Source organism: Microcoleus sp. B3-D2 (genome assembly GCF_036705345.1).
Classification (GTDB): domain Bacteria; phylum Cyanobacteriota; class Cyanobacteriia; order Cyanobacteriales; family Microcoleaceae; genus Microcoleus.
The window spans coordinates 1-25,808 of sequence record NZ_JAUBUG010000076.1; the positions used below are offsets into that span (position 1 = coordinate 1).

21 protein-coding genes are annotated in these 25,808 nt (G+C 45.4%); 13 read left to right on the top strand and 8 right to left on the bottom strand.

From position 1 onward, the window contains the following. Window positions 1–60: 60 nt before the first annotated feature. From QUB14_RS23360 to QUB14_RS23390, 7 genes are all read right to left on the bottom strand, one after another. Window positions 61–606: a hypothetical protein gene (locus tag QUB14_RS23360; RefSeq protein ID WP_333219693.1), complete on the bottom strand. Its 546-nt coding sequence runs from the start codon at window positions 604–606 to the stop codon at window positions 61–63. A gap of 400 nt (window positions 607–1,006) precedes the next feature. Then, on the bottom strand, window positions 1,007–1,846 hold the full coding sequence (locus tag QUB14_RS23365; protein WP_333219691.1) for a HEAT repeat domain-containing protein: 840 nt from the start codon (window positions 1,844–1,846) through the stop codon (window positions 1,007–1,009). 216 nt (window positions 1,847–2,062) lie between these two features. After that, window positions 2,063–2,371 carry a phycobilisome linker polypeptide gene (locus tag QUB14_RS23370; RefSeq protein WP_333219689.1) on the bottom strand — a complete coding sequence of 103 codons (309 nt, stop codon included), beginning with the start codon at window positions 2,369–2,371 and terminating at the stop codon, window positions 2,063–2,065. A 108-nt stretch (window positions 2,372–2,479) separates the two neighbouring features. Further along, window positions 2,480–3,349: a phycobilisome linker polypeptide gene (locus QUB14_RS23375; RefSeq protein ID WP_333219688.1), complete on the bottom strand. Its 870-nt coding sequence runs from the start codon at window positions 3,347–3,349 to the stop codon at window positions 2,480–2,482. A gap of 191 nt (window positions 3,350–3,540) precedes the next feature. Next, a complete protein-coding gene (locus QUB14_RS23380) occupies window positions 3,541–4,356 on the bottom strand; it encodes a phycobilisome linker polypeptide (protein WP_333219686.1) in 816 nt (271 codons plus the stop codon). 148 nt (window positions 4,357–4,504) lie between these two features. Then, on the bottom strand, window positions 4,505–4,993 hold the full coding sequence (gene cpcA / locus QUB14_RS23385; RefSeq protein ID WP_006631256.1) for a phycocyanin subunit alpha: 489 nt from the start codon (window positions 4,991–4,993) through the stop codon (window positions 4,505–4,507). Window positions 4,994–5,095: 102 nt separating this feature from the next. Continuing rightward, the gene (locus tag QUB14_RS23390; RefSeq protein WP_333037001.1) at window positions 5,096–5,614 is read right to left on the bottom strand and encodes a phycocyanin subunit beta; all 519 of its coding nucleotides are present in this window, start codon (window positions 5,612–5,614) and stop codon (window positions 5,096–5,098) included. A gap of 1,452 nt (window positions 5,615–7,066) precedes the next feature. On the opposite strand from QUB14_RS23390, the gene QUB14_RS23395 reads away from it, so the two are divergent. The 13 genes from QUB14_RS23395 to QUB14_RS23450 all read left to right on the top strand — a co-directional run bounded on the left by QUB14_RS23395 (window position 7,067) and on the right by QUB14_RS23450 (window position 23,752). Then, a complete protein-coding gene (locus tag QUB14_RS23395) occupies window positions 7,067–9,886 on the top strand; it encodes a cation-transporting P-type ATPase (protein WP_333219684.1) in 2,820 nt (939 codons plus the stop codon). Between the two features lie 314 nt (window positions 9,887–10,200). After that, window positions 10,201–11,454: a DNA replication/repair protein RecF gene (locus QUB14_RS23400; RefSeq protein ID WP_333219682.1), complete on the top strand. Its 1,254-nt coding sequence runs from the start codon at window positions 10,201–10,203 to the stop codon at window positions 11,452–11,454. A 148-nt stretch (window positions 11,455–11,602) separates the two neighbouring features. Beyond that, a complete protein-coding gene (psb27, locus tag QUB14_RS23405) occupies window positions 11,603–12,001 on the top strand; it encodes a photosystem II protein Psb27 (RefSeq protein WP_333219680.1) in 399 nt (132 codons plus the stop codon). A 474-nt stretch (window positions 12,002–12,475) separates the two neighbouring features. Next, a complete protein-coding gene (locus tag QUB14_RS23410) occupies window positions 12,476–14,119 on the top strand; it encodes a family 10 glycosylhydrolase (protein WP_333219677.1) in 1,644 nt (547 codons plus the stop codon). Window positions 14,120–14,384: 265 nt separating this feature from the next. Then, window positions 14,385–15,281: a polysaccharide deacetylase family protein gene (locus QUB14_RS23415; RefSeq protein WP_333219675.1), complete on the top strand. Its 897-nt coding sequence runs from the start codon at window positions 14,385–14,387 to the stop codon at window positions 15,279–15,281. 118 nt (window positions 15,282–15,399) lie between these two features. Next, the gene (locus QUB14_RS28810) at window positions 15,400–15,528 is read left to right on the top strand and encodes a hypothetical protein (RefSeq protein WP_445251861.1); all 129 of its coding nucleotides are present in this window, start codon (window positions 15,400–15,402) and stop codon (window positions 15,526–15,528) included. A gap of 6 nt (window positions 15,529–15,534) precedes the next feature. After that, window positions 15,535–16,023: a restriction endonuclease subunit R gene (locus tag QUB14_RS23420; protein ID WP_445251860.1), complete on the top strand. Its 489-nt coding sequence runs from the start codon at window positions 15,535–15,537 to the stop codon at window positions 16,021–16,023. A 73-nt stretch (window positions 16,024–16,096) separates the two neighbouring features. Beyond that, window positions 16,097–17,374 (top strand): bifunctional sterol desaturase/short chain dehydrogenase, encoded by a 1,278-nt coding sequence (locus QUB14_RS23425; RefSeq protein WP_333219673.1) that lies wholly within the window; start codon window positions 16,097–16,099, stop codon window positions 17,372–17,374. Between the two features lie 654 nt (window positions 17,375–18,028). Next, on the top strand, window positions 18,029–18,928 hold the full coding sequence (locus QUB14_RS23430; RefSeq protein ID WP_333219671.1) for a glycoside hydrolase family protein: 900 nt from the start codon (window positions 18,029–18,031) through the stop codon (window positions 18,926–18,928). Between the two features lie 41 nt (window positions 18,929–18,969). Then, the gene (locus QUB14_RS23435; protein WP_333219669.1) at window positions 18,970–19,872 is read left to right on the top strand and encodes a peptidoglycan-binding protein; all 903 of its coding nucleotides are present in this window, start codon (window positions 18,970–18,972) and stop codon (window positions 19,870–19,872) included. Window positions 19,873–20,023: 151 nt separating this feature from the next. Further along, window positions 20,024–22,201 carry a caspase family protein gene (locus QUB14_RS23440; protein ID WP_333219667.1) on the top strand — a complete coding sequence of 726 codons (2,178 nt, stop codon included), beginning with the start codon at window positions 20,024–20,026 and terminating at the stop codon, window positions 22,199–22,201. Window positions 22,202–22,390: 189 nt separating this feature from the next. Further along, window positions 22,391–23,041 carry a CHAT domain-containing protein gene (locus tag QUB14_RS23445; protein WP_333219665.1) on the top strand — a complete coding sequence of 217 codons (651 nt, stop codon included), beginning with the start codon at window positions 22,391–22,393 and terminating at the stop codon, window positions 23,039–23,041. Window positions 23,042–23,080: 39 nt separating this feature from the next. Beyond that, window positions 23,081–23,752 carry a CHAT domain-containing protein gene (locus tag QUB14_RS23450; protein ID WP_333219663.1) on the top strand — a complete coding sequence of 224 codons (672 nt, stop codon included), beginning with the start codon at window positions 23,081–23,083 and terminating at the stop codon, window positions 23,750–23,752. Between the two features lie 19 nt (window positions 23,753–23,771). On the opposite strand, the gene QUB14_RS23455 is transcribed toward QUB14_RS23450, so the two are convergent. Next, the gene (locus tag QUB14_RS23455) at window positions 23,772–25,694 is read right to left on the bottom strand and encodes a serine protease (protein ID WP_333219661.1); all 1,923 of its coding nucleotides are present in this window, start codon (window positions 25,692–25,694) and stop codon (window positions 23,772–23,774) included. Between the last annotated feature and the right edge of the window lie 114 nt (window positions 25,695–25,808).

Below are 25,808 nucleotides of genomic sequence, written 5' to 3' on the forward strand. Positions count from 1 at the left end.
ATCTAGGGAGTAGGGTTTCATTTTTCTCTTTTTTACCACCTCTACTATTGTACCTAATTGTTAAGCAAAGTGCTGTAACGGTTTTTCAGCTTCTAGTTCCTTCAAAATGTGATAAAGACGACTTTCAGGCAATGAGTCTTGATGTTTAGTGGCTCGGTACTTAGCCTTTAGTGCAGCAAATCGCGCCATATCTTCAGCGAGAGCAACTGTTTGAGTCAGCCCCTGTTTTTGGAGATATTTAACTTCTAAGTCAGTTAGCTGATTTTCTGAGTCAAGTTTCCAAAGGATAGGATACACAGGACTGGATAGGAATAGCTCTGTGGTTACTTTAAACTTAGACTTGAGTTGAGAAAATTTAGCATCTAGTTTTTTTCGTTCTTCAGCTTTACGTTGTGGCTCTTGCTCGATAGCTTTTCTTGTTTCCAAAAGCTCTTGGTTTAGTAACCAATTCAACTCGAAGTCGGTAATTTCATATCCTAAATCAGCTCTTCGCAGAATGAGATACAGAAGACTAGAAGGAGATAAATTTTCATATTTTGTTGCTTTATACTTGGACTTAAGCGCGGCAAAATGTTGCACCTGGACTTCTAAAGCATCGTTGCTCATGGTGAATCCCCCGATTTATACTTCTAGCTGCTACACAACCATCTCCCAGCATTCCGCGATCGCCCGCCGTCAAAACCCAAACTTTTTTAACTGAGAACTAATCCAGATAATAATACTATTTTAACACTCTCGGTTTCACCAACAACAGCTACCAGCCTCAGTATTTTCACTGAAATTTATAAAAATTAGTACCTAAAGCCTCGTTTCTTATTCCATCAAATAATCGGCCATAGATTCACGCGGATAAAAGCGATAAAATAGCAGTTCTTAACTCCATGAAATACAGATATGCGGTAGGGAAACAGCAGTGCTGTTTCCTGAAAAGTGCTGTTTCCTGAATTTACGCGATAAAATTGAGAATCGCTAAAGCAATCCTATTGCTGTTGCAAACTAATTTTGGTCAAAGTAAACTATCCATTAAATCCATAACCCGGATAGCTTCATCTGATAAAGATAGTGATTCTTGTTGAGTGAGGTGATGCTCCAAAACTCCTTTGAGCGCAATCAATTTCAGGCTATTTTCTGCTAAAGTTTCAGAAATAGCTTGCGCTCCCGGCAAATAGCCGATCGCCCCCAAGTCCATCAAAGCCGATCGCCTCAACTGCAAATTATCCCCATTCAAAGCACTTACTAACCGCTCTCCGTAAACCCGCTCACCAGTTAACTGATACATCGCCCGAGCCGCCGCGTACTGCACCCGCTCCACAGAATGTTCTAAAAAAGGTGAAATTAGCGGTATGGCTTCTGTCGCTTTCAGCGTTCCCAAAGCTTCAATTACCGAGTCGTAAGGTTGCACGAGGTGCGATTTTCCTGGCACTCGCACAGCCACAGCTACGCCCCCATCCAATAGCTTCATTAGCGGCCCAATAGAATCGCGATTGCCCAACATTTCTAGAGCTTGAGCCGCCGCTTCTCGCACGTAATAATCAGCGCATTCCAAGCAGCGAATCAGCGCTGGTAACGCTTGTTTGTCGCCCAATTTACCCAGAGCCCGCGCCGCATTTCGTAATAGGGAATAGTCGCCGATTTTTGTTTGTTCTGACTCTTCTTCCAATGCGGCAATTAAAGCTGCAATAGCTGCAGGTTCCTTGACTCGAAATCTGCCAACCCACCAAGCAGCATAATACCGGAGACTGTAATCTTGGGAGTGCAAATTTGCGATCGCCTGTTCAACAGTTAAAGACTCGCCCTCAGCTACACCCGCCGGCGGTGAGTCGGATTCGTAATAATCCATAGTCATTAGTTATTAGTTATTAGTTATTAGTTATTCGGCGATTGAAATCGCTGCTAAACAGACAAAACCCGCCTGCGCGGGTTGCATTAACTCTTATTCCGCGCAGGCGGACTTGGTGTGACAAGAAGCGATTTTCATCGCCCCTTCTAGCTTGACAAGGAGCGATTTTCATCGCCCCTTCTAGCTTGACAAGAAGCGATTTTCATCGCCCCTCCCACCAAACTATTGGTGATCACCAGATGATTCATGGGATGACTCATGGGATGATTCATGGGATGACTGATGGGATGATTCTGCACCCGCGTTTAAAGGATGAATGCTGACAATTTTCCCGCCCATGCGAGTAATCCGCTGCATTTCTTGATTCATCCGATTGTAAGGCACGTTGATAAATGTACTCGCGCTCGATCGAATCGAATAATCCACATTATTTGTTTCATCGCTTTGGCGCAAGCCGACAACTTCATACCGAAAGCAGCGACCAGCCGAAGCTGTATTGCCACTTTTTCCAGCTACACTTTGACCCAACATAAGCTTCTTGGTAATTGGTAATTCTGACTGTTGACTGTTGACTGTTGACTGTTGACTGTTGACTGTTGACTAAAAGCTAGTAACTGCCAACTGCCAACTGCCAACTGACTAAATTGCAGTAATGCTGGCGATTTTCGCGCCCAGGCGTTGAAATTTCTGGAGTTGCGAGGACAAATCCTCAACAGGTACGATGAAAGCCTTGCTGCTGCGGCGCACGCTGGGATAGCCGCCCGTGCGAATGCCCGAAACTTCCACGCGCAACAGCCGCCCTTCTTTGCCGTAAGCTGCCGCGCCGCCGAAAGTGCTGCTGGGAGTTACGTTTCTGGCAGAAGGTCGATATGCCCAACCTTCGTTACCGCCGGAGGGACCGACTACAGGCGTAGCGGTGTTAGTGCCGAGTTCGACAGCTAAGCGAGAGTTATTGCCTTCTAGTTGAGATGTATCGCTGTTTGCATAGCCGCGATACAGGCGAAACATCCGGGTAAAACCAACGGTTTTTTGACCACGCTGGGTGTTAAAACCGCGGTAGTAAGGCACGATACTGTCGCCGAAGTTTTCTTGATACTCTACTGAATCGATGTAAGAATCAATATCAGCGTCGTAGCCTTGTGTTTGGTACAAATCTAAGTGCTCAACTACTTCAGATTCGTCGTAGGGAGCCCGACCGAGCAAGTGTTTGTAGTTTAGTTCGATCGTGCGAGTTTGGAAGCTGTTGTAGAAAAACTTGGTTTTGTACAGTTCTGACTTAGCTACAGCGCGTACAAATTCTCGTACCGTCAAACTGCCGTCCCGCAGCAAAGACTCGGAACTTGTAAGTCGTTCGGATTTCATTAAATAGTCGTTGCCCAGCACCTGACGGTAAACCGCACGAATCACAGTTTCAACGTCGTCTTTGCTGTAGTTCGGGCGCAATTCTACCTTCGGCGCATCGCTCAATGCGGATGTTCCCAGTCTGGACGCTGCTGTTGTAATCGCCACCAGATTTCCTCCTAAATTATTAATGACAAAAGTTTAATGCTTGGTTGCACTTGAAATTTTTAGGACTAAGGATAATATGCCTCAAAGTAGGGTGTGCACTGCACACCTTACCTATACACATAAAATTGAAGAATTTTTTAGCCTTAGTCCTAATTTGCTAAAGACGTGTCAAAAAAACGTCTTTACAAACTTTAAGCTGTGGTAATACTTACCACTTTGCCGCCACGTTTGTTGATTTGCTGCAAGCGGCTCGAAAGTTGCTCGTAAGGCACGAGATATTCGGTAGTAGTCCGCCGCACTTGGGGCGAAAAATTAGCCGAACCTTGCATTGCGGTGACTCGGTAGAGCTGGCCGCGAGAACCGCCGGATGTGCCGCCAAGGGCTTTTCCGGTGGAGGCCGTGTATATCGGCGAAGCCATATTTCTCGCTACTTCCCAAGTCAGCCGGGCTTGGGTTTGGTTTTGCGATCGATCGCTAGAAGCAAAACCCCGGTACAATTGAAACATCCGGTTAAAACCGACGGTTTTTTGACCTCTTTGAGTCGCGAAACCGCGATAGTAAGGCACTATACTTTCGCCAAAATTTTCTTCATACTCAACCGAGTCAATGTAAGAATTAATTTCAGCTTCGTAGCCTTCTGCATTGTACAAATCAACGTGGAAAGCAATTTCCGACTCGTCGTAAGGAGCGCGGCCCAACAAATGCTTGTAGTTAAGCTCGATTAACCGCGTTTGCGAGTTCGGATAAAAAAACTTTTTCCGATAGGTTTCGGAATGTGCAATTGACCGCACAAAATCTTTCACTGAAATCTGCCCTTGCTGCAGCAGAGATTCAGCACTGGTAAGTCGTTCGCTCGACATTAAATACTCATTACCGAAAACTTGGCTGTAAGCAGCGCGAATTACTGCTTCCACATCCTCTTGCGTCCAGTGGGGGCGCAGTTCTACCCGTCCGGCTTCTTCAAATGCTTTTATTCCCAACCGTTCTGCTGCACCTAATCCCGCCATCTTTGCTTCTTCCTTTTTTGCTTTAAAAATTGAAAACTGCTTAAAAAAGTATTTGCAAAACTAGGCTTGGATCGCAGATGCCCGGAATTGTAAACAACCGCTAACACTTAAGCTAACAGCAGCTTACAATTCCGGGCATCACGCAAATCTAGCTTAGAGCGTTGATTGCGTAGTCGATGTAGGAATTCGCTTCAGTTGCAGCGTCGCCACTCAGACCGTGGTTGCCTTTGATGTACTTGAGAGCTTCAACGTACCAGCTAGGAGACAATTCAAATGTCCGGTTGATTTCGTCAACACCTGCAATCAGGTACTCGTCCATCGGACCGGTGCCGCCTGCAACTAAGCAGTAGGTTACCATCCGCAGGTAGTAGCCGATGTCGCGAGAGCACTTCGCTTTACCTGTTGGGGTAGAAGCGTAGTTCGGGCCTTGCATTTGTTGGGTGTACGGGAATTTGTTGTACACAGCTTGAGCTGCACCGTCGATCAAGCGCTGAGAGTTGGCGGTCAACGCTTTGGCTGCTTCCAAACCTGCTGCTGCTTGGCGGAAACGGCCGAAGGCTACTTGGAGTTCAGTGCTGCTCAGGAAACGGCCTTGAGAATCGGCTGCGGTTACTGCTTCAGTCAAAGGGGTTTTCATTGTTCTGGTTTCTCCCTAATGTTGTGTTGTTTTTGTACAAAAATGATTGTTTGCAAAAATGCGATGCTCGCTTCTTTACAAGAAAGGTTCGCTTGGCTATTTTTAGCCGACTGCATTGGCTGCGCGGTCGAAGTAGCTGCCGATTTCAGACATCAGCGAGCTGCAATCACCACGGGTAACACCGTTGGGGTCGTTAGCGATCGCGATTGCTGCTTCCTTCATTTTTTGCACGCCGGCTGCAACTGAGCCACCGGGAACTCCCAGAGCTTGGTATGTTTCACGCAGACCGTTCAAGCAGCGGTCGTCCAAAACGCTGGCGTCGCCTGCAAATGTTGCATAGGTCACGTAGCGCAAGATGATTTCCATATCGCGCAAGCAAGCTGCCATGCGGCGGTTGGTGTAAGCATTGCCACCAGGAGCGATCAGTTGAGGCTGTTCGGCGAACAGGGTGCGAGCTGCATTGGCTACGATGCTGGATGCGTTGCCGGTGATGCGGTTTACTGCGTCAATCCGCTTGTTGGCGTCGGAAACCATGCTGCTGAGAGCATCTAGTTGACCCTGAGCTAGAAATTCGCCCCGAGCGTCAGATTGGGAAACCACTTTTGTAAATGCGTCAAACATGAAAGAACTCTCCTATTTGAGTTAATTGAGTTTGGTTGCGGTATAAAACCGTTAAGTTAAATTTGTTCAGGCTACGAGTGCCTGCAAGGGTTGAAATTTGATGCCAGCTAATCTGCTGGTCCCATCGATCTCTCCCTTTCCGCTACCTGCACTATTGTTACATTGCAACGGAGGTTTAAGAAACCTTAGAAAATTTTACACCTTTTATGAGATGCGACAAACCTTGTCAATCAGGGTTTTTGTTAACTTTGGCCTGTCGTTTCAACCCTCTGATAACTTTATACAATGCTCGCCCGCGTTTGTTTATTACAAATTATTACAGAAACTTATCTCTCTAAGAAGGTAAATATTGGGGGGGCAAGTGCGGGCAAATCTCCTTCCTAGGGTAGATGCGCGAGGGTAGCCATAAACGAAGAGTTTGCTTCGATCGCCCTGCAGTGGCGGTAGAACCGCCCCAAACCGTCCCGTGGGCCGATCGCCTTTGTCGGCTTTCTCTCGAAAAGCCGAATTGTTAAGAAGTGTTAAGTAAATTAAAGTTTTGGTCAAAGAACGCTGGGGGAATAGGGAAAAAAACCAAAATTCTGCCCAATGTCAGGATGGCGGCAGAATTCGGTGTGGGGAAAATCCAAAAGATTGTGAACCCCCTCGCCACAGCCTCAGCTTTTGCCGGAAATATCAGCATTTACCGACAAAACTCAGCCGTTGGAAGTTGAAAGACCGGGCCCGGTCTTTCATAACGCCGGGATGGTTGGTCTGGGGAGTCATTGGGCTTGACCCCAGCAAGCATCTACTGTTTGTCCTGCAGCGGTTGCAAAAAAACTTTCTTAATCTATATATCTGTATCTATGTTCTGCTTGCCACAGGCTAGTCCCACGCAAGCCTGTGGCAAGCTGAGCATTGTGGAGGGTGAGAAAACCAACATAGGCGATCGAGATTTGTTACCGTAGCGCCATTTTTCTTTTAACATCGGGAATATATGAGTTCGGATACGAGCGTTTTATGACGTTTTTTTTAAGGTAGGTTTTAACCTGCGGCGCACGCTTGCATCCCCGGACTAAAGTCATTTTTGCTTTCAGCTTCTTTTGTGTGTAATAGCCGAAAGAATTGCTAATTTTTAGTATTGACATCCTCCCCGGCCGTACCGCGGGATTCCAAGAATCACTGCTTGGGCTTCCGTCAAGCTTATGACGGGGCTTTAAACCCATTATTTTTGGTAAGGTGGATAGGTGCTATCAGCCGTAGGCGTACAAAGGGCGCGATCGAGCCGCCAGACGCAGTGAAGTTAAAAGCTTTTTGCTTCCCCGGCATCGAACCGCCGAAAACCAGTCCCAAGTTAAACAGTTTTTTATTCAGAACTCAAAACTTAAAACTCTCTTACTGTAATCAGCCAGATGGATCGGCTGTAGCTGTCCGGCCACAACCACCTTTATGCCCCACGATTGATCGTAATTTATGTCTTCAAATTCTCCCTCTTCTTGGCACACCGTAGCAATTGACAAAACTCTCAAGCAGCTAAACAGCAACAAAGACGCTGGCTTGAGCAGCCAACAGGTGTCAGAACGCTTGCAGCAATACGGCCCCAACGAACTCGAAGAAACAGGAGGCCGCAGTCCGTGGTCGATTTTTGTCGATCAGTTCACCAACATCATGTTGTTGATGCTGATGGGTGTGGCCGTGATTTCGGCTTTTTTGGACATTCGGTCAAATACTTTTCCCAAAGATGCGATCGCCATTTTTGCGATCGTCATACTCAACGGCATTCTCGGCTATTTCCAAGAGCAAAGTGCTGAAAAAGCCCTCGCAGCCCTCAAAAACCTCGCTTCTCCCCTAGTCAGAGTCCTGCGGGGCGGCAAAACTTCGGACATAGCAGCCAAGGAACTCGTACCCGGAGACGTGATGCTGTTGGAGGCTGGGGTAAAAATAGCAGCAGACGCACGCTTGATCGAAACATCAAATCTGCAAGTCAGAGAATCTGCTTTGACAGGGGAAGCCCTAGCAGTTACCAAGCAAGCCGATCTAGAACTTCCAGAAGATGCTTCCTTGGGCGATCGACTCAACCTGATTTTTCAGGGCACAGAAGTTGTTCAGGGACGAGCAAAGGCGATCGTCACCAACACCGCAATGCAAACTGAACTGGGCAAAATTGCCGCCATGCTTCAGTCAGTAGAAAACGAACCGACTCCCCTGCAACAGCGGATGGATCAGTTGGGAAAGGTTCTAGTCTCCGGTGCCCTAACCTTAGTCGCAATTGTCGTCATCGGCGGCATGATTACCTTCCAAAACGGCAGCCTCGGGTTCGATACCAGCAGGTGGGAAGATTTGTTAGAAGTTTCTCTGAGTATGGCTGTGGCTGTGGTTCCCGAAGGACTCGCAGCAGTCGTGACAGTTACTCTGGCACTCGGAACTAGGCGGATGGTGAAGCGAAACGCCCTGATTCGCAAACTGCCTGCGGTAGAAACTTTGGGATCGGTAACTACCATTTGTTCTGACAAAACAGGTACTCTGACTCAAAATAAAATGGTAGTTCAGCTAGTGTCTACGGGCGACTGCACAGTCGCCGTCGCAGGCGATGGCTATGCCCCGATCGGAGATTTTACCGATCGCCTGACATCGGCCAAAATTAATAATTTAGATGAATATCCAGAACTCGAATCTTTATTAATTGCCTGTGCAGTTTGCAACGACGCAGTATTGCAACAAGAAAAGCAAGAATGGCAGATTTTAGGCGACCCCACAGAAGGAGCTCTGCTGTGTGTAGCGGGAAAAGCAGGCATTTATAAGGAAAAGCAGTCTCAATTGCTGCCGCGGACGGCGGAATTTCCTTTTTCTTCGGAACGCAAGCGGATGAGCGTGATTTGCGAAGTGCCCGGCCGATCGGGAAATTCGGGATTTCCCGCAGAAGCAGGACAGCAGCCGAATTATTTGATGCTGACCAAAGGTTCTCCAGAGTTGACTTTGGAGCGCTGCAAAGGCATTATAGTCGGCGATCGAGTACAACCTTTAAATCAGGAAATGCGCGATCGCATCCTCGCCGAAAACAACAACATGGCAAGCGGCGGTTTGCGAGTCCTCGGGTTTGCGTACAAACTCTGGGAAAACGTGCCACCCGAAGGTTCTGAGGAAACCAGCGAACAAGACATGATTTGGCTGGGACTCGTCAGTATGCTCGACGCCCCGCGCCCGGAAGTGCGCGAAGCAGTGGTCAAGTGCCGCAATGCTGGCATTCGGGTGGTGATGATTACAGGAGACCACCAGTTGACAGCAAAAGCCATAGCCTACGATTTAGGTATTGCAACAGAGGGCGATCGAGTTCTCACCGGTCAAGAATTAGAAAAGCTCAGCCAAGAAGAACTCAAACAGCAAGTCGAACAGGTTAGCGTTTACGCCCGCGTTTCCCCCGAACACAAATTGCGAATAGTCCAAGCTTTGCAAAGTTGGGGCAAATTTGTCGCCATGACCGGCGACGGCGTTAACGACGCCCCCGCCTTGAAACAAGCCGATATCGGCATCGCTATGGGGATTACCGGCACCGATGTCAGCAAAGAAGCTAGCGATATGGTGCTCCTCGACGACAACTTCGCAACTATTGTCGCCGCCGCTGAAGAAGGGCGAGTGGTTTATAGCAATATTCGCCGCTTTATTAAATACATTTTAGGCAGCAACATCGGCGAAGTTTTGACAATTGCGGCCGCACCTTTAATGGGTTTGGGAGGAGTGCCGCTGACGCCGCTGCAAATTTTGTGGATGAACTTAGTAACAGACGGCGTTCCCGCTTTGGCCTTGGCTGTGGAACCCGGGGAACCGAACGTGATGAAAAGGCCTCCTTTCAGTCCGCGAGAAAGTATTTTTGCGCGGGGTTTGGGTTCTTACATGATTCGGATCGGGATTATTTTTGCAATTTTGACGATCGCGATGATGTCCTGGGCTTACGGATATACTCACTCTCCCGGACACGGAGATCCAGATGCTTGGAAAACAATGGTGTTTACAACTCTTTGTTTGGCGCAAATGGGTCACGCGATCGCAATTCGGTCTAACACTCAGCTAACTATTGAGTTAAATCCCTTCACTAATGTTTTTGTGTGGGCGGCTGTAATTGTGACTACTATTCTGCAATTGATGCTGATTTACGTTCCGCCGCTGAGAGCATTTTTCGGCACTCATTATTTAACGGGGTTTGAGTTGCTAGTTTGCTTCGGTTTCAGCGCTCTGATGTTTGTCTGGATTGAAATGGAAAAACTGTTTTTGCGCTTTTACAAAGCTAGAAAATAGTGTTAACGGCTGACCAAGGCTGAGCGAGGTTTCATTATTAGCTATAACGCTCGATTGGGTACTATTTTCAAGAATATCCGCCAGGGGCTGAAACCCCTGGCTCACAGCGAAATTCATGGCTATGAAGACTAAATAGATTGTCTCACGATTAAACATTTATTACTTCGTTATAATGTCATTGCGAGCGTAACGCTGGGCGAAAACCGCCAGAGCAAAGGCTCGCGGTTACCAACCCGTAAGGTGCGCCCTACGATGACTGTATTACCAATTACCAATTACCGATTACCAATTATCGATTACCACTTACTAATATTATGTATTTGAAAACGCTGCACCTACGGCAGTTTCGGAACTACTTCGATCAAAAGGTAGCGTTTGACGCTCCCAAAACCATTTTAGTAGGAAATAACGCTCAAGGAAAATCTAACTTGTTAGAAGCGGTAGAGTTGCTTTCTACATTAAAAAGCCACAGGGTAGGGCGCGATCGCGATTTAATACTCGACTCAAAGCCGATCGGGCAAATTGATGCTACACTCGAACGTCAAACCGGAGCAATCGACTTAGCTTTAACTCTTCGCTCTGGGGCGCGTCGAACACTGAAGATCAACGGTGAACCGCTGCGTCGCCATTTAGACTTTTTGAGCGTCTTAAATGTAGTGCAATTTTCTTGTTTGGATTTGGACTTAGTGCGCGGCGGACCCGAAGGAAGGCGCAATTGGATCGATCGCCTAGTCATCCAGTTAGAACCGATTTACGCTCACATTTTGCAGCAGTACAACCAAATTTTGCGCCAGCGAAACGCTCTATTGAAACGTTCTAAAGAAATCAGGAAAGCGGAATTTTCCGAAGGTTTTGACAAAATGCGATTTATCGGATCTGAAACTCCCGAAGACCAAAATATCGCAGAATTCCCAATGCCCAATGCCCAATGCCCAATGCCCAATGCCCAATGCCCCATTCCCAGTTCGGAATTAGCTTTGTGGGACGCGCAGTTGGCGACAGCGGGCGCTCGCGTCATCCGCAGGCGCGATAGAATTTTGGAGCGTTTGATGCCTTTAGCTCGAGATTGGCACCGTTCAATTAGCGGTTCAGGAGAAGTTTTAGATGTGAAATACGATGCTAATATTGAAGTAAGTTCGGAATTTATCGCTAAAGACAATCTCGAAGGAGTGCGGCAAGCATTTTTAGAGAAAATTCAAAAAAGGGCGATCGCAGAACAGTTTCAAGGAACCACTTTAGTCGGCCCCCACCGCGACGACATTACATTTACCATTAACAATACCCCAGCTCGTCAATACGCATCCCAAGGTCAGCAGCGAACTCTGGTATTAGCATTAAAATTAGCCGAACTGCAGCTTATTGAAGAAGTCGTCGGCGAAGCGCCTTTACTATTGCTCGACGACGTACTTGCAGAACTCGATCTGAGCCGCCAAAATCAACTTTTAGAAACAATTCAAGAACGATTTCAAACTCTGATTACTACAACTCACCTAGGCGCTTTTGATGCTCAGTGGCTGCGACAAACCCAAATTCTTTCCGTCGTTGCTGGACAAATCAATCGATTTTAGATTGTAGATTGTAGATTTTAGATTGACAAATTTTATGTTTCATGGTATTGGTACAAAAAAAATGGAGAAGTTGGCATTATTAGCTCAATTCGAGATAGGATAAAGGTTAATTTTGATTGCCTCTTTCGCTTCCTTTTTTCTAACCCTTATGAAGCATTACATTTCCCGTCTGTTAGCCCTGGTATTAGTTGTTGTCATCGGCATAGCGGGCTGTACCAATGTTCCAGCCACTCTGAGTGGAGATTATGGTCAAGACACATTAGCATTAGTGAAGAGCTTGAGAACAGCGCTCACTTTGCCCGAGGGCGCGCCCGAAAAAGCCGCCGCTCAAGCCGCTGCTCGCACCAGCATCAACGATTTTTTTGCTGCATATCGCCGCGATCCAGCTCTTACCAAGCTGGCATCTTTCACGACAATGCGGACGGCATTAAACTCTTTGGCAGGACATTACAGTTCCTATCCAAACCGTCCCGTTCCTGAAAAATTGAAAAAGCGTCTTGAGTCAGAATTTCAGCAGATTGAAGCTGCTCTTAACAGAGGAGCTTAATCTCAAAATTTAGGATCAAGGAGAAATTTTAATAATTCATCTTTCATCCTTGATATTTGAGTGTTAACAATTTTTAGTAGAAATATCAACTGCTTTTAGCGCCCACTGTACCCAGGCGCTTTTTTATGCAGCATTTAGGGAAAAAATACTGAAAAATAGAACGGGATATGATATCAAATCCGGGCTTTTTACCCCCTTTATTTTTGAGTCCGCGAAGGCGCGTGCCTGCGCGCCAACACTTAGGTAGAGAAAAGTTTGTATAACATAGCAGCGGTGGAATCACCGAGTTTTATCTGGCCCGATCGCCCTTATTGAATTTAAATAGCCGCCAGATAGAATTTGCATTGTGCGATCGACTTGTGCCATAACTAAGTCAACGGAAAAAAGTAGAAAATTTGTAGCTGCTTGTTGAGCGCGATCGTAAAAATGCGATCGCCACCCAATTTAAACCAGAAAACCCCATTCCATTCTCCCATGAAAATTGCACCAACTCGCATCGCGAATTTTCAACACCAGCGACGCTTTTTAAGTGCGGTAACTGCTGTTTTAACCAGTAGCTTCATCAGCCAGCTTGTTTGGCCGTTTATCGGAAATCAACCAGCTTTTGCCCAAACATCAGCCTACTGCCAATTATCCCAAGAACAGGTCAATCAAAAAGAAGACTTGCGCCGCGCCGCGCTGTCGGGAAAACGGGAATCTCAGCAAGCATATTTTGCTGTTTTGAACAAACACGCGCGGGAAATAGCAGAATGCCGCCAAAAAACTTGGCCCGAAACCCAAGCAGTTTGGCTGCGTTTGTATCCCTGCGATGTCAGACCCGGAGAACTCGATCGAGTATTAGACAAAGTTGTGAATAAAGGCTACAACCAAGTTTATGTCGAAGTGTTTTACGATGGTCAAGTGCTGCTACCAGTCGCAGACAATCCTACGGCTTGGCCTTCTGTTTTGAGAAATCGCGGTTACGAGAAATACGACTTGTTAGAAAAGGCGATCGCCAAAGGCAAACAACGAGGTTTAAAAGTTTACGCCTGGTTATTTACCATGAACTTTGGCTATAGCTATGCTCAGCGTCCCGACAGACAGCAAACCCTCGCTATCAACGGTAAAAATCAGACAAGTTTAACAGTAAGTGAAGAGGCAGCAATTAACGAGGACTTCGGAGAAGTTCCGGGCAACCAAGCCTTTATCGATCCGTACAACCCACAAGCACGGCAAGACTATACTTTGTTAGTAAATCAAATAGTCAAGCGCAAGCCCCAAGGAATGTTGTTCGACTACATTCGCTATTTACGGGGGATCGGACCCGCTTCAGTTGCTACCAAAGTTCAAGACTTGTGGATTTACGGCCCAGCATCGCAGCAAGTTCTTTTGCAGCGGGCTAACAATCAGCAAGGGCGAGATTTAATTCAGCGATATTTGACTAAGGGATTTATCAATCCTAATGACGTTCAAGCAGTAGTCAAACAGTATCCAACTGAGCGAGAACCTCTTTGGCAAGGGCGAATTCCGCAGGCGATGTCAGTAGCAACTCCACCTTCTAGAAGGGAGAATGCCGCATCAAGATCGGCCTCAACAACTCCCGCCGCTAACAAGCCAAACGCTGCAACTGCCACACCAAAACCGACACCGCCACTTCCCGATACCGGCATTCTGCAAAAAGATTTGTGGAAACTGAGCGTTGCTCACGCAGTCCAAGGGATTTTAGATTTTTTGGGGATAGCAATTCAACCAGCTCAAAGGATGGGAATTCCTGTAGGAGCGGTGTTTTTTCCCACTGCAAATCAAGCCATAAATCAAGGGGGATATGATTCGAGATTGCAGCCTTGGGACACCTTTCCGGCTGCAATGGAATTCCACGCCATGTCTTACGGAAATTGCGGCGATGTAAGCTGCATTGTGCCACAGGTGCAGCGAACAGTGAGTTTAGCACCTGCGGGAGCGAAAATTATTCCTGCCATTGCTGGAGATTGGGGAAAACCTCTGAAAAATCGGCCGTCTTTGGAGATTCAAATGCGGGCAATTCGCTCGGCGACGCCGCAAATTAATGCGGTGAGTCATTTTGCTTTTGGGTGGCAAGAACCCGAGGATGAAAGGGCACGGCAAACTTGCCGATTGTAGATAGTCCTTGACAGATAGGGTGTCATCACGTTGTTTTATTGTCGCGGAAAGAGCCTGAAAGTGTAGATTTTTTATTAATAAGAAACCGGGCTTTGATAGCGGAAAGGGTGGCTAGCCACGATTGATTTGCCTAAAAAAACCCGGTTTCTGCCTAAGTCTAGCTTTAGTGCGATCGACGTTTTGCAAAAAAAAATAATTTACAAAATTTTTAAGCTAGCAGAACAATCAGGCATAATGAGCTTGTTCAAAATAACTCCTATACCTGATGAGTCGCAAAGGCAATAAAAAACGGGGTATTAAAACCGTTATACTTATCGGATTGAGCATCACAATTTCTCTGTTGTCGGAAAACAGAAAAACCGCCAATTCAAATCCGTTAATACCGATCGCACCAGTTGAAAATCCCCCGCCAAACCTGCTGAAACCCCGAAAACTAAAAACACCCCCTTCTCCCCCCGCAACTCCCTCTCCCAAACCTCCCGAACAACCTTTAGTCTTCGCACCGCCCGCGCAATTTCGCAGCCAAATAGTTTATAAAGCAAGTATTAACAACTCAAAAGTTATCGCCCTGACATTTGACGATGGCCCTTCGCCTGAAACTTTGAAAATATTAGAAATTTTGCAGAAACATCAAGTTGTGGGTACATTTTTCTGTTTGGGTGCAAATTTGCGGCAGTATCCAGAAATTGCGAAAAGAGTTGTGCAAGCGGGAAATGCGATCGGCAACCATAGTTGGCATCACTATTCTCACAATGTTACCGAAAAAACAGCATCAGATGAAATAGATAATACTGGGGTTCATATTTATCGATCGAGTGGGGCCAAAAGTTTCTTGTTTCGCCCCCCCGGCGGGCGCTTAAATAACGGTTTAGCAGCTTACGCTCAAAAGAAGAATTATGTAGTGGTGATGTGGTCGATCGATCCTAAAGACTTTCTGCAACCTCCGGCCGCTACGATCGCCCGTAGCGTGCTATCCCAAGCTTCAACGGGGGCGATCGTATTGTTGCACGACGGCGGCGGCAATCGCCAGCAAACAGTCGAGGCGCTATCTGCAATTATTCCCAAACTCAAACAGCAGGGATATCGTTTTGTAACCGTGCCGCAATTGCTGGAAATGCAAGCCACGCAAAAACAGCGAATTGCCGATCGCAAATCCCCATAAACAGACATCTCAGCCAAATCTGCTTTATCTGCATTTCATCTGCATTCATCTGCGGTCAACAATCAAAATTCTGCTAAACTTATTACTAATAACGATAAAAACATTTATTAAAATCATAATGCAAAAACTTCAAGCAAGAGATATCAGCCTCCGCTATCTAATCGATAACTTCGGCTTGCAGCGAGTTCGCAATAGTGAATTTTTCCGAGAATGGCAAGAAAACTTGCCCGAAGTAACAGACTCATAAAAACAATTGCTCGATCGCGTCCAAGACATATACTTCAACTTGGTAGACAACCCGCCTGTATTGGAAAATGCCGTCAAGCTAACAATCATCAGCCCTATTTTGTTTATTGCCGGTCTGTATGATTCTCCTTTTCAAGTCAAAGCCGAAAAGTCGATATCCATTCAAGAGGAAGACGAAGGCAGAATCATCGAAGGCAGAATAGATATCCTAATTATGAAAGCAAACTTGTGGGTGACAGTAATAGAATCCAAACAACTTGCTTTCTCAACAGACGAAGCACTCGCCCAACTCCTGACATATATGCTGGCCGATACCAACCCAGAAACTCCTACTTTTGGCATGATTGCCACAGGTGCTAACTTCAATTTTGTCAAGTTAGTTAGAGGGGAAATTCCCCAGTATGCGCGATCGGCGGAATTTGTTATTTCCAATCCCGGCAATGAATTGTACCGGGTTTTGCAGATTTTAAAACGCCTGAGTCAACTTCCAGACTAGCAATAAAAGCCATTTTGAGTTATCTTTCAAAGCAGACAATATCTAATATCTCAAATTTCAAACTGGTGCGAGCATGGTAAATTACTGGATAGTCGGCGCTTTGGCAATAGCTTCTGTCTGCTGGGCAGAAATAATACGAGACTTTTATCACGTCGTGTCCCATTATTGGGCACCCCTGCAAAAGCTGCACACTTGGCATCACCGCGTTTTCCGCCCGAATTTGACCCCCGTCAGCGAGACAATTTACAAGCAAGCACACTGGCGTCACGACGTGCCCGAAGGTGCGGCGATGATGGTATTGGGCTTGTTGCTGTGGGTTGTAGCTTATTTTGGGCTGCCGGAATATCACTGGGGCGCAGCAGCGGGTTGTATTTATACTTTAGGCTTTTTGTTGAGCGCGATCGCCCGCGCGTGCGGCATCAAAGGCGCAGACGAATTAACCGACATCACCCACCAACCGGGAGACTTTCTGACTCCCCCTGGCAAGTGGTTAGTTAATAAACCTTATCACTGGCGGCATCACTTCGACAATCAAAATGCTTACTATTGCGGTACTTTCACCTTAATAGATAAACTTATGGGTACAGCACTTTCTCTCAAAGGCAAAACTGTAGCCGTCACCGGTGCATCGGGAACTTTAGGGCGTTTGCTTCTCAAACACCTGCACAAAGCTGGTGCAAAAGTGATCGCCCTCTCATCGGGAAATGAGGAAATTACTTTGAATCTAGACGGCGAAAGTTTACCTGTAAAAACCGTAACTTGGCAAGCTGGCCAAGAAGCAGACTTAGCCCTATTGTTAGAAAAAATCGATATTCTCGTCATCAATCACGGGATTAACGTACAGCGAGAAAGAACAGGAGAGGCGATCGCAAACTCCTACGAAATTAACACTTTTTCCGCGTGGCGGCTGATGGAACTATTTTTCTTAACAGTCCGCACTAACGAAAACATCGCTTGCAAAGAAGTCTGGATCAACACTTCCGAAGCAGAAGTAATTCCCGCTGTCAGTCCACTGTACGAACTCAGCAAACGCGCCCTGGGAGATTTAGTCACCCTGCGCCGGCTGGACGCGCCCTGCATCGTTCGCAAACTGATTTTAGGGCCGTTTAAAAGCAACTTAAACCCGATCGGCATCCTGTCTCCCGACTGGGTAGCGCAGCAAATTGTCAAACAAGCTAAAGCCGATGCGCGCAATATCATCGTCACAATTAATCCTTTGACTTTTATCGTTTTTCCAGTCAAAGAGTTTTTTGTTTCTCTCTACTTCCAAATTTTCAGCCGGAAAGCGATTTCAGAGATAAAGGAAGCTGCGGCATCTGAAAAATCTAGCGCGGAAGCAAAGATTAATTGACCAACTAAAACCGGGTTTCAGCAGGGGCGGCGGCTGTGACTGTCCGCCCTGCTGCTAAATTCCCCAAAACTAAAGCCTTTGTCATATCGTCACGAGTAAGCTGACGCCCCCACTCCCACAGCCGCAAACCCACTCTTCTGACTCATTGGGTCAAAACCGTTGGCGGGGAGTGGAATCGAGAGCTGTTTCGGGCCCCATTGCCAACAGGGTTATGCTTACTGATATAAATTATTAAGTATTTTTACTAACTACGGTCTCTCCTGAGTCACTTCTATCCGCAATAGCACTGTAAGTGCCAGTTGCGGGTGCTGAATATAGTTGTCAACTATGCTCGTTGCTTAGTTGATACGTCCAGGACTCATAAGTGTAATTTGATAGTGGTGGAATTGGTTGAGCGCGATCGTTAAATAGAACAAGCAGCACACCGTTCTCGATCGGCAAAAATAAACTTTTGTAAAGGTTAGAGAAAATACCGGAAATTACTTTGGAACAGGCGTAGTCAGTGAAATCACCGATCCCATAAAAACTTTCGATAACAAGTATGAATTGATAAACTCTTTTCACACGTTGTGAGAGGCAGGCAAAAGTTTGGCGATCGGGATCTTGAGGATGCGTCTTTCGAGTTCATCTACCTTTTCAAAATAAAAAACTAAAATGCCAAGATCACTTGAAATCTTCGGCGATGGTCGCGTGTACGAAATAAAAGACGACCTAGCCGTTAAAGTCACGGAGACAAATGGGCAAGTAAAAGCATTAATCGATGCTTTAAAGTTCAGCGTAGCCAAAACATACAACATTAATCCTCCAGACGAACAACCGCCTGAAGTGGCAGAACGCAGAGGTTCAAAGCATATCAATGGAGAAGGCTTTAAGCTTCTCACTACGTTTGAAGGATGCGAGCTGACTGCTTATGATGATGGCGGTGGAGTTTGGACAATTGGTTACGGACACACTGGCGACGATGTTTTTCCAGGACTGACGATTAGCCAAACGCAAGCAGAAGAATTGCTGCGCCTAGATTTAGAAAAATTTGAATCCTTTGTTGAGGAGGCCGTTGAAGTTCAGCTCAATGACAATCAGTTTTCTGCGCTGGTTTGTTTCTGCTTCAACGTGGGCCCAGTAGCTTTTGGAGATTCAACTCTTCTGAGGCTTTTGAACGATGGAAATTATCAAGGAGCCGCTAATCAGTTTCCTGTGTGGAATAAGGTAAATGGTCAACCTTGGCTAGGGCTGACACGCCGACGATTGGCTGAACGATCGCTCTTTTTGGGAAAACCCTGGCTGTCATTCTTAACCTATGAAGGAACAGGCGAAGAAGTAAGAGGTGAAACAATCTCAGAAGCACCTCGCACCTTGAAACTCACCGCTCCTGTCATGCAAGGTGAGGATGTTCGTCAAGTGCAAGAACCTTTGAAAGCAGCAGGAATCAATCTCGAACCTGATGGAGTATTTGGTAATGATACTGACAAGGCAGTGAGGCAGTTTCAGGAGCAGAAAGGGCTAATGGCGGATGGTGTTGTAGGTGCCCAAACACGAAAAGAATTGGGACTATAACATCGATTGTGTAACCAAATTCAAACAGATAGGAGAAAACCATGACTGACTCAAGCGATCTTCTCTTTAATCAACCTGTAATTGTCGAAGCCTGTGAAGAATTTGTCCAACGGGATATGTTGGAAATTAAAGGCAGTTTTCCCGGATTGCTCAAAGATGCACCCATGTCTTCGACGGCGGTGGTCAATGGCTTATCCCAGCAGGTGATATATCAACTCCAACTGATTGTGCCTGATGCCTTTGTCAGTTTTGATGACCTCAATGTAGACTTGCTGGATGCAGCCTTTCCCTATGTACAAGCCCCGGCAAAACAGGCACTCCAGAGAGCGATCCAAGATCGAGGTCAAACTATGCAGGTGAACTCTGCCTACCGCACGATCGCTCAGCAAATGCTGCTGTATAACGATCGCTCCAACAACTCTAATCCTGTAGCTCCACCGGGAGCCAGCAACCACCAAACTGGGTTAGCGATCGACATTGAAGATGCAACAGGCTGGGAAGTTTATTTGATGCGGTATGGCTGGAATCCATTACCAGGCGACCCACCTCACTTCGACTACCAAGGCGGCGGCACGATCGATCTTCGCAGCAAATCAATACTCGCATTTCAGCAGCTTTGGAATCAGAATCATCCTAATGAAAGGATTAGCGAAGATGGCGGTTTTGGCCCTCAAACCGAGAATGCACTTAATCGCTCTCCTGCTCCAGGGTTTCCTAAAGCGCCGTGGAATGACAAACCCAGAACGTTGCGCTTGGCGATGCCCCGAATGGAAGGTTCGGATGTACTCAAGCTTCAGGAAGGCTTGAAAAAAGCTGGGATTGTAGTTGGGGTTGATGGTGAATTTGGCCCAGCAACAGATAAAGCCGTTAAGGAATTTCAGCAGAAGAAGGGTTTGAAGGCAGACGGAATTGTCGCTGTCAAAACCCGCGAACAAATGGCTTGAGGTGTTCGCGATCTAGTTAACAAAATATTGAGCTGAAGAATAGGTTGCTGAATGGGCAGAGTTTTCTGAAGAGCTATAACTTACGGCTCTAGAACTCTGCCGCTCTGCAACTCTCTGAATTAGACAAAGATACTGGAGCAATGAATTAAAAATGGCTAACAAACCCGAGCCAACACTAAATATTTACGCACTATTAATCGGTATTGACTGCTATATGCCGAATTTATTGCCTGATGGTAGTCGTTACAAAAATCTTGGAGGTAGTGTACGAGATGTTAATCATGTAGAAGCTTTCTTAGTTGATGAGCGGAAAGTTCCCAAAACACAAATTTTGAAACTGACAGCTTCGGTTAACCCAAATGATCCCACCAAGCCTCTAGAATCACCGGAAAAACTACCAACTCGTCAGAATATGATCGATTCCTTTAGGAAACTGGGGGAAATGGCTACGGAAAAGGCGCAGGTATACATTCATTACTCTGGACATGGTGGACGGGCCAAGACAGTTTTCCCATCTATTAAAGGTGAGGATGAAATTGATGAGGGATTAGTCCCTACAGATATTGGCACTTCAGAAGGACAGTATCTCCGCGATCTCGATCTAGCAACACTGTTGAAGGAATTGGTAGATAAACAACTAACCGTTACGGTAGTGTTGGATTGTTGTAACTCGGGAGGTGCTACGCGAGGGGATGTAGAAATTCGAGGGGGAGAAGGAATTGATGAAAAACCTCTCCAACCTGGTCAAGAACTGGTGGCACCTCTAGAAACTCTAGAAGCAACTTGGCGATCGCTCACTGAACAAACCGCTCGCGGACTAAAAGCTTCTGGATTGCGTGTCGCCAGAGATTATGTGCTTCTAGCAGCCTGTCGTTTGAATGAGTATGCTTACGAGTATGCCTTTAATCGTGAAACCAGGGAGCGAAATGGAGCGCTTACCTATTGGTTGTTAGATACTCTAAGACAGCAAAACCCCGGACAAACTTATCAGGATTTATTCGATCGCATCAATGCTAAAATTCACAGTCAATTTCCTCAACAAACCCCAATCCTTATGGGTGAGGTGAATAGGATTATTTTTGGCGCTGACTTTGCTGAGACTGTCTATACAATTCCTGTCTTAAAGGTGGATAAAGATGCAGAAACAGGCGAAATGAAGGCTAAGTTAGGGGTAGGTCAGGTAAATGGTGTTGCTAAGGGAGCAGAATTTGCTATTTATCCGCGTGGTACAACCGATTTAAAAAACCAAGAAAATCGGACTGCGATCGCCAGAATCATTCAAAGGGGAGCAACTGAATCGCTGTGCCAGCTTGAACCTATTGAGGGTAAAGAACTTAAAGTAGAAGACGGAGATCGAGCGGTTTTAGTTACTCCATCAATTAATCTGGTTCGTAAAGTTTTGCTTTTTCACCAACAAGAAGCAACAGCAGAAGAAGTCGCTGAGTTTGCTAAAACTAACGAACTGCCACCTAAAAAACTTCTGCCCGAAATCTTCAAACAGCAAGAGGATACGTTGAAAGCGATCGAAAAAGCTTTCCCGGAAAGTGGCAATGGCTGGGTGGAGTTAGGAGCAGAAAAAGTAACTGAGGATGATGTTGAGGAAATTGCTTATCAAGTTGTTCTCAACAATCAGGGAGAATATGAAATATGCGATCGCACTGGACATTCATATAAAAATATCGCTCCTGTAAAAGTCAGCGCTCCTGATGCTGCTACTACAGTCGTCAAACGATTAGTTCATCTAGCGAAATATCACGCTACAGCAGAGTTAGATAACAGGGATAAAAGTTCACCTCTGGCAGATAAGTTAGTTCTTAAGTGGCTAGGAACATCAGATGTTTATGGGGAAGGAGATGATATTCCCCCTGAATCACAGTTGAAAAAGTTGCCCGATCCTAGTAACCCAACAGTCATAGCAGGTGAATATGTATTTCTGTCAATTCAGAATACTTATTCGCAAGCTCTCAATGTTACTGTCTTAGATATTGCCTCTGACTGGTCAATTCAGCAAGCTTACCCAGGTAAAGGAGAAAATTTTAGGACAATCGAAGCAGGGAGGAGAGAAGTTGTCTCAATGGCAGCAAGTTCAGCAGGTGAAGATACTCTAAAAGTTTTTGCTACATTTGACCAAGTAAATTTCCGTTGGTTAGAACTACCATCACTTGACAAACAGTTTGTATCCAGAGGATTTAAACCCCCGAATAATCCGCTAGAAATCTTACTTGAAGCTATTGATAGGGAGCAACCGCCAACTAGAAAGTTATCTGTAGTTGCATCTCCGAGCCGCGAGTGGACAACAAAACAGATTACCCTGAGATTTACCAAATAATTAAACGTATCTCAACAGCGTATCTTCCGTCTGCTATTGGGTCGCATAAAGATCGTAATATTTGGGTGGTCAATTGAATCAGTTTGCTGTACTCACCGCGAAATTGAATCTGTGCAAAATCTTCACACAATAGGAGGAGTAACCTGATAATTAAATCTCCATTTTTATCGTGCAAAAGGAACAGTGGAAATGAATGAACTGGAAGTAAAGACAATTCTGATCTTAGCAGCTAATCCTCAAGGAACCTCACGCTTACGCCTAGACAAGGAAGCGCGGGAGATAGAAGACGGGTTGCGGCGATCGCACCTTGGCGATCACTTTCAAATAGAGCAGCGATGGGCATCCCGTCCGCGAGATGTATATCGAGCGCTACTGGATGTAGAACCGCAGATTGTACATTTTTGCGGACATGGGGAAGGACAAGTAGGATTGGTGCTGGAAGATGAGACAGGGCGGGTAAAGTTAGTCAGTAGGGAAGCACTCTCAAAGCTATTCGAGCTGTTTGCAGCTCGAATAGAATGTGTCTTGTTGAATGCCTGTTATACCGAAGTGCAGGCGGATGCGATCGTTGAGCACATTAAGTACGCGATTGGTATGCGCCAAGCAATTCGGGATGATTTGGCGATCGCTTTTTCCGTTGGTTTTTACAAGGGATTAGGAGAAGGTCAATTAATTGACATAGCATTTGAGTCTGGATGTCGTGCCATCCAGTTTGAGGTCGAGCCCAATGTAATGACCTGTCGGAAACTGACTTCAGTAGGCTGGACTAAGAAAGCTAATACTCCCGTTGTTCAGGATTACCAGATCCCGGTGCTGAAGAAAAGAGCGAATTCCATATAATCCTAAAAAGGCAGCCAGCAATGTCTGTGATTCAATTCTATGTCTGAGCCAAAATCTAAAACTTTCAATATTTCAGGTAGCACAATTAATAATCTGGCTGGCGACAACATTTATTACAATGAAGTGCCTCAGATCCAATCGAATCTAATATCGGAGGATGCAGTAAAGACTATCCTGTTTTTGGCAGCAAATCCTCAAGGAATGCAGCCGCGATCGCTAGAAGAAGAAGCACGGGAGATTAGTGAAGGTTTGCGGCGATCGCAGCATCGCGATCGGTTCATTTTGAAGCAATGTTGGGCAGTCCGACACAGAGATATGCACAGAGCTTTGCTGGACTATCAGCCTCACATTGTTCACTTTGCCGGACAGGGTAGTAGCGAGGCAGGATTGTTTTTAGAAGATGATACTGGACGAAGCAAGGCTGTTAGTGCTGAAGCGATCGCCAACCTATTTCAACTTTTTCCTAATATCGAATGTGTGGTTCTTAACGCCTGCTACTCGGCAGTTCAGGCTAAAGCAATTGCTGACTACATTCCATACGTCATCGGTATGAAGCAGGCGATTGGAAATCAAGCAGCGATCGAATTTGCAGTTGCTTTTTATGATGCACTGGAAACTGGAAAAACGATCGAATTTGCCTACAAGCTTGGCTGTGTTGCTATTCAAATGGCAGGGATTCCACAACATTCAATACCAATTCTCATACACTGATAGTATTGATTCCTATTTGTCAATCAGCAGCCCAGAAGCCGATCGGACTGAGGACTTTAACCCAGCTCTCTAACCCCTTCCAAATCCCTTTAGCAGGATTCGTCCGTTGTTGACTTTTGCTAGGTGTCAGTTGATTATCGAGAACCTGAGTATAATTATTGCCTGGAAAGTCCAAAATCATGACTAAGCATGGTATCTTTACTTCTCGACAGAATTGCAGATCTAATGCTGTGGCTGTATCTGACTGTAAGCCACTGGAAAATTGCAGAGGAGAATTGCTCAAAATGGATTGTAAAACGATTTCTGCATAGGTTTTATAGTTAAACATATTGTCTGCATAGTAAAGACTTAGTATGTTTTTTTCCTTCAAGGCATCAGGATCGAAATTTATACGAATTTCGATCGCAACATCACCGCTCTGATAATCTTGGTCATTGATATAGTCAATCCCAGATTCATATTTATCAGCACATTCTTGCAAAACATCTTTGACTTCAAAACTTTGATTTGAGAATAAAACAATCTCTTCCAACAATGTTTTAGCTAGGGTGACTTCCTGCTCTGAATGTTCAGGACTAGGAGCATCTCCTCGTAGATGACCAACTAAAATATAGATTCTTCCCTTCAGTGGTTGTTCTGTTTGTTTAACCACATACCTTTTATTCTCTAAGAACTCTGCAACTCCAGGTTCGCTTCTACGTGTTTCTAAATGCTTTACAATTTCACATATCCGTGTCCCTAAATTGCCTTGAACTTCCAATTTTTGTTCATCCGATTTTTGTTCATCCCATTTTACTAAAGCAGCATGATGTAAACCCACAAGTTGCCATTGAGAGTTGAGGATAGGGCTACCCGACGAGCCAAAATCAGCATCAGCTTGGTATTGCAGAAAATTTTGATAAATATTCTGTACTTGGTTATTGAAAAGAACAATTTTCCTTTGGGTTCCTCGCGGATGCTGAATAATAAAAACTGGTTCACCAGATAAACCAGAATAAGGTATTCTCTCGCTATCAACTCCTTTAATATCTTTTACCTCCTCGCAACAACTAACAGGTGGGGCAATCAGCGTTGAGTCCATTAACATGGGCAACCAACCAAAATTTTCACCAGCTTCAGGAAATTCTAGCCCCTCCTTTTTGTAATCCTCCAGTGCTTTGACTCGAATAAGGGTATAGTCAAGTTGCTCATCACTTACGCAAAAACTCTCTGGATCTAGCTGATATTCAACAGGTTTACTATTCTGCCCCAAAGCGTTTTGCTCGTATCTGAATTCAGCAACAAACTTTTTAATATTCTCTTTATCCTTTTCATTGAATACATGATGATTAGTTAATAAGTAATTTTTACCCACTAAAAAACCTGTCGCAAATGGTATAAAAACAGTACCTTGACGCTGTTTTTCTTCATCAGAAAGCCCTTTCAATTTGTCCCTAAATTGACCTAAACGTTCTTTAATCCTTTCATGCTTCAGCGCGTCAGCTACTTTGTCATAATCTTTCCAAACATCCTTACTTTCACCAGGAAATTTCTCAGAAAAAAGATCGATTTTCTCCGACAGTCGCTTGAGAATCTCAGGCACATCTTTTACCGAACGGTTTTTGATTAGAGCGATCAGATCTTCTATCCAAAAACCTCGTTCAAGTAAACATACAGCGGCACTGCATCTTAAGCCACGTTCTAAAAAAGCCGATGATAGATAATCGGGTTCGTTAAAAAATATAGAATTAGACGCTCGAGCTTTATCTAATCTGTTTAGACGTGCGTTAATAATATCAACAAAATCAGTTGGGCTTTGTTCTAAAAAGTCTCTTACCTCAGTCGCATCAGGAATATTATCAGTTACCAATCTACAAATACCATTTTCACCAAAAACCTTACATGCAAGTTCTCTGGCACCCTTGCTATCTGTTAGCGATGTTTGTAAACTATAGAGACTCATTTTCACAATCTCCTATAATATCTAGTTAAGAATTCGATGTTTAATCTCATGAATAAATGTAACCGACAAGTTTATGGTCTAAAATTCTCGCAAGAATCACTAAAAAATTGTGAT